Raw genomic sequence first — 5240 nt, forward strand, 5'->3', positions numbered from 1 at the left:
GGATGGTGGCGGCAAGCCGCGCAATCTCGTTCACCAAGAGGTTGAGACGCGCCTTGCCCTCGTCCTTGCGGCGATTGAATTCGTCTGCGCTCGCCGGCAGGGGCTCCTGCATGCAGGCACGCTCCAGGCCCGCCTGGATGATCTGTTCGCGCAATTCCTCCTGCGAACCGAGCGACATGAACTGCATTCCCATCTGCTGCAAGCCGGGCACGTTCTTTTCCAGGTACTTGAGCTGCTCCTTCAACTGGATGGCAAACAACCGGCGCAGGCCGAGACGATGCACCCTTGCGGCTTCCGCCGGATCATCGAAGACTTCGATATCGCAATGCGTCGTCCGGTCCACCAGGGCCGGAAAGCCGATCAGCGTCTGCTTGCCCTGCTGGATTTCCAGCAATTCCGGCAGTACGCCGAAGGACCAGCCGGTCAGGTTCTGGTGTTCGCTGACTGCGCCGGACGGACCCTGTTTCTGCTGCGGCTTCTGCTTTCCGGCATCATCGCCATCAACCGGCACCACCGCCGTGTTTTCGGCCAGTTTCTGGAACCGTTCACGCGCCTGGCCGCCCAGTTCCGCCTGCAGCGCCGAGAGGTTGCGGCCCATGTCGAGCTGGCGGCCATGCTCGTCGATCACCTTGAAGTTCATGAAATGATGTGCAGGCAGGGTTTCAAGCTTGAAGTCGGCGGTCTTGATGGCGATGCCAGTCTGCTCGCGCACATCGGCGATCAATGCATCCAGCAGGCTTCCCTTGGCAAAGGTCGCGCGTTCGACGAAGCCGGCTGCATAGTCCGGAAGCGGCACGCAATGCCTGCGCAGCTTCTGCGGCAGCGATTTCAGCAGCAGATGGGTTTTTTCCTTGAGCATGCCGGGCACCAGCCATTCGCTGCGCTCTGCCGATACCTGGTTGAGGGCATACAGCGGAACGGTGAGCGTCACGCCGTCGCGCGGGCTGCCGGGCTCAAAATGGTAGGACAGCGTCATCGCGATGCCGGCCACCGTCATCGACTTCGGGAACAGGTCGGTGGTCACGCCCGCCGCTTCGTGGCGCATCAGGTCATCGCGGTTCAGGTACAGCAGCTTCGGATTCTTTGCCGTCGCATCCTTGTGCCACTTCTCGAACGCGGCGCCGTTCCAGATGTTGTGCGGAACGACCTCGTCGTAAAACGCGGCGATCAATTCCTCGTCCACCAGCACATCGAGCCGGCGCGACTTGTGCTCCAGGTTTTCGATTTCCCGGATCAGCTTCTGGTTGTGGGCGAGGAACGGTGCGCGGGTATCGAACTCCCCGGCCACGAGCGCCTCGCGAATGAAAATCTCGCGCGCTTCCTTCGGATGAATGAGACCGTAGTTGATGCGCCGCTGGCTGTAGACGACCAGTCCGTAGAGGGTTGCCCGCTCGGACGCCACCACCTGCGCCGCGCGCTTCTCCCAGCGCGGCTCGCCGTAGGATTTTTTCAGCAGGTGGCCGCCGACCCGTTCCAGCCATTCCGGCTGCAGCTGCGCGACGGTGCGCGCATAGAGGCGGGTGGTATCAACCAGTTCCGCCGCCATCACCCATCGCCCGGCTTTCTTGCCGAGATAGGAACCGGGCCAGATGTAGAACTTGATGCCGCGCGCGCCGAGGTAGACCGGCTCGTCCTCCGCCTTGAAACCGATATTGCCCAGCAAACCGGTGAGCAGCGCGGTATGCAGTTGCTCATAGGTCGCCGGCGATTCGCTCAACCGCCAGCCCTGTTCCCGCACGATGGTCAGCAACTGCGAATGCACGTCCCGCCATTCACGCAGCCGCAGTTGCGACAGGAAATTGGCGCGGCAGTTTTCCATCAGCTGGCGGTTCGATTTCTTGTGCGCGATGGCGTCCTCGAACCATTTCCATATTTTCAGGTAACTCAGGAATTCCGATTTCTCGTCGGCGAACTTTTTGTGCGCCTGATCGGCGGCATTCTGCGCTTCCAGCGGCCGGTCGCGCGGGTCCTGCACCGACAGCGCCGCGGCGATGATGAGCACCTCGGTCAGGCAGGCATTATCGCGTGCGGCGAGGATCATCCGCCCCACACGGGGGTCGAGAGGCAGCTTGGCCAGTTGGCGGCCAAGCGGCGTGAGCTGGTTATTGTCGTCGACCGCGCCAAGTTCCTGCAGCAGCTGGTAGCCGTCGGCAATCGCCCTGCCCGGCGGCGGTTCGATGAAGGGAAAGGTTTCCACATCCGTCAGCCGCAGCGATTTCATGCGCAGGATGACGGCGGCCAGAGAGGACCGCAGGATTTCCGGATCGGTAAACTTCGGCCGCTTCAGAAAATCGTCTTCGTCGTACAAGCGGATGCAGACACCGGCCGCGACGCGACCGCAGCGACCCGCGCGCTGGTTGGCCGCCGACTGCGCCACCGGCTCGATCTGCAGCTGCTCGACCTTGTTGCGATAGCTGTAGCGCTTGACGCGTGCCATGCCGGCGTCGACCACGTAACGAATCCCGGGTACCGTCAGGGAGGTCTCCGCGACGTTGGTAGCCAGCACGATGCGGCGCGCATTGGAAATTTTGAATACCCGTTCCTGCTCCTCCACCGACAGGCGGGCGAAGAGCGGCAGGATTTCGACATGCGGCGGATGGTGCTTGCGCAGCGCTTCCGCCGCGTCGCGGATTTCACGTTCGCCGGGAAGGAAGACCAGGACATCGCCGGAACCGATGCGGGCCAGTTCGTCGACGGCATCGACCACCGCATCCATCATGTCACGCTGTTCCTTTTGCGTGCCTCCCACGGGCTTGCCGTCGGTTTTCTCCGACGGCTCTACGGGCCGGTACCGCACCTCGACCGGATACAGCCGGCCCGACACTTCGATGACCGGCACCTCGTTTCCTTCGGAACCGAAATGGCGGGCGAAGCGTTCGGCATCGATCGTCGCCGAAGTGATGATCACCTTCAGGTCGGGACGCTTCGGCAGCAACTGCTTCAGGTAGCCGAGCAGGAAGTCGATGTTCAGGCTGCGTTCGTGCGCCTCGTCGATGATGATGGTGTCGTACTGCTTCAGCAACGGATCGGTCTGCGTTTCCGCCAGCAGGATACCGTCGGTCATCAGCTTCACCGACGCGCCTTTCGACAAGGTATCGGTAAAGCGCACCTTGAATCCGACATGCTCGCCCAGCGGCGAACCGAGCTCATGCGCGATCCGCTTTGCCGTAGCCGACGCGGCGATGCGGCGCGGCTGCGTATGGCCGATCAGGCCCTTCTGCCCGCGACCGAGCGCAAGACAGATCTTCGGCAGCTGGGTCGTCTTGCCCGAGCCGGTCTCGCCGGAAACGATGACTACCTGGTGCGTACGAAGCGCATCCGCGATCTCGTCGCGCCGGCCGGATACCGGCAATTCCTCGGGAAAGACAATGGCTGGCAGCGGATTGCGTATCAGCTCAAGGGCTGGCGCCTCCTTGGCCGGGCGGCGCTGGGGCGTTGATTTTTTGGTAGGTTGGGGTGCAGACATAGCGGGGCGAATTATAATGCCCTCCATGGAAAATTCAGTTCAATTCGTTCAGTGGCTGCGCTCGGTGGCGCCCTATATCCATGCGTTCCGGGGCAAGACCTTCGTGGTCGCCTTCCCCGGCGAGCTGGTGAAGGCAGGCGCGCTGCCCGTGCTGGCACACGATCTGTCGCTGCTGCACGCGCTCGGCATCAAGGTCGTCATCGTGCATGGCTCCCGCCCGCAGGTGGAGGAGCAGTTGGCACTGCGCAATGTCGAGCCGCGCTATCACAACGGCCTGCGCATCACCGACGCGGCGGCGATGGAATGCGCGAAGGAAGCCGCCGGCGAATTGCGCCTGGATATTGAAGCGGCCTTCAGCCAGGGCTTGCCGAATACGCCGATGGCCCATTCCGCGATCCGCATTATTTCCGGCAATTTCATTACCGCACGGCCGCTCGGCGTCATCGATGGCGTTGACCTGGAATTTACCGGCATCGCGCGCAGGATTGCTTATGAGACCATTCACCCGATATTAAGTGCCGGCGGATTGGTCCTGCTGTCGCCCCTCGGCTTCTCGCCGACCGGTGAAGCCTTCAACCTGGCGATGGAAGACGTCGCGGTCGCCGCCGCGACCGCGTTGCGTGCAGACAAGCTTATTTTCATTACCGAAACGCCAATGATCACCGATGCGGCCGGCACCGAGCTGCGGGAGCTGTCTTCGCACCAGGCCCGCGCCATCCTGACCGCCGATTTCCTGCCTGCGGACGCGTCCTTCTACCTGCGCCACGCGGTTCAGGCGTGCAATAACGGCATCGCCCGCGCGCACATCGTGCCGTTTGCGACAGATGGTTCCGCATTGCTGGAGCTGTTCACGCATGACGGCATCGGCACCATGGTGACCTACGAGAATCTCGAAAGCCTGCGCGAAGCCACCATCGAAGATGTGGGCGGCATACTGAAATTGATAGAGCCCCTGGAAGCGGACGGCACGCTGGTCAAGCGCGGACGGGAACTGATCGAGCGCGAAATCAATTATTTTTCGGTCATCGAGCACGACGGCGTGATCTTCGGCTGCGCGGCGCTGTATCCGTTCCCCTCGGAAAAAATGGCGGAAATGGCATGCCTGACCGTCAGTCCGGATGCACAGACACAGGGCGACGGCGAACGACTGCTGAAACATATCGAAAACCGGGCGCGTGCATCGGGCTACAACAAACTATTTGTGCTCACCACACGTACTTCCCACTGGTTCCTCAAGCGCGGCTTCGTTCCGGCGACCGTCGACGACCTGCCCAAGGACCGGCAGCACATGTATAACTGGCAACGAAAATCCCAGGTACTGATCAAACAGCTTTAACCAATTTCATATAGGAGCAACACTATGGCCCGCACGGTCCAATGCATCAAACTCAACAAGGAAGCCGAAGGACTGGATTTCCCTCCCTATCCCGGCGAACTCGGCAAGCGGATTTATGAAAGCGTGTCAAAGGAAGCCTGGGCCGGTTGGCTGAAGCACCAGACGATGCTGGTGAATGAAAACAGGCTGAATCTTGCGGACGTGCGCGCGCGCAAGTATCTGGCGACGCAGATGGAGCGGCATTTCTTTGGTGAAGGTGCGGATGCTGCTTCGGGGTATGTGCCGCCGACGGAGTGAGGGGATGGTTTTGCCGGATTGGATGGCAGCAAAAGATTGACTAGCGACATACCATCACCGGAAGGCTCCTTCCCCCTTGCAGGGGGAAGGCTGGGATGGGGGTAGTGAAGTTGAGCCACTGCATGCAGTAGTACAACCTCA

Annotated in this window: 3 protein-coding genes; 2 read left to right on the forward strand and 1 reads right to left on the reverse strand. The window is 61.5% G+C overall.

The window, feature by feature from the left end; all coding sequences use genetic code 11:
* A partial coding sequence (hrpA, locus tag V7080_RS23835; RefSeq protein ID WP_334190869.1) for an ATP-dependent RNA helicase HrpA occupies positions 1-3466 on the reverse strand: 3466 nt, incomplete at its 3' end.
* 25 nt (positions 3467-3491) lie between these two features.
* Between hrpA and argA the strand changes: the two genes are divergently transcribed.
* Complete coding sequence (argA, locus tag V7080_RS23840; protein ID WP_334190870.1) at positions 3492-4802, forward strand: amino-acid N-acetyltransferase; 1311 nt, start codon at positions 3492-3494, stop codon at positions 4800-4802.
* Positions 4803-4826: 24 nt separating this feature from the next.
* The gene (locus V7080_RS23845; RefSeq protein ID WP_334190871.1) at positions 4827-5099 is read left to right on the forward strand and encodes an oxidative damage protection protein; all 273 of its coding nucleotides are present in this window, start codon (positions 4827-4829) and stop codon (positions 5097-5099) included.
* Positions 5100-5240: the final 141 nt, after the last annotated feature.

Origin of the sequence: Noviherbaspirillum sp., assembly GCF_036846085.1 — a bacterium.
Taxonomy (GTDB): Bacteria; Pseudomonadota; Gammaproteobacteria; order Burkholderiales; family Burkholderiaceae_D; genus Noviherbaspirillum.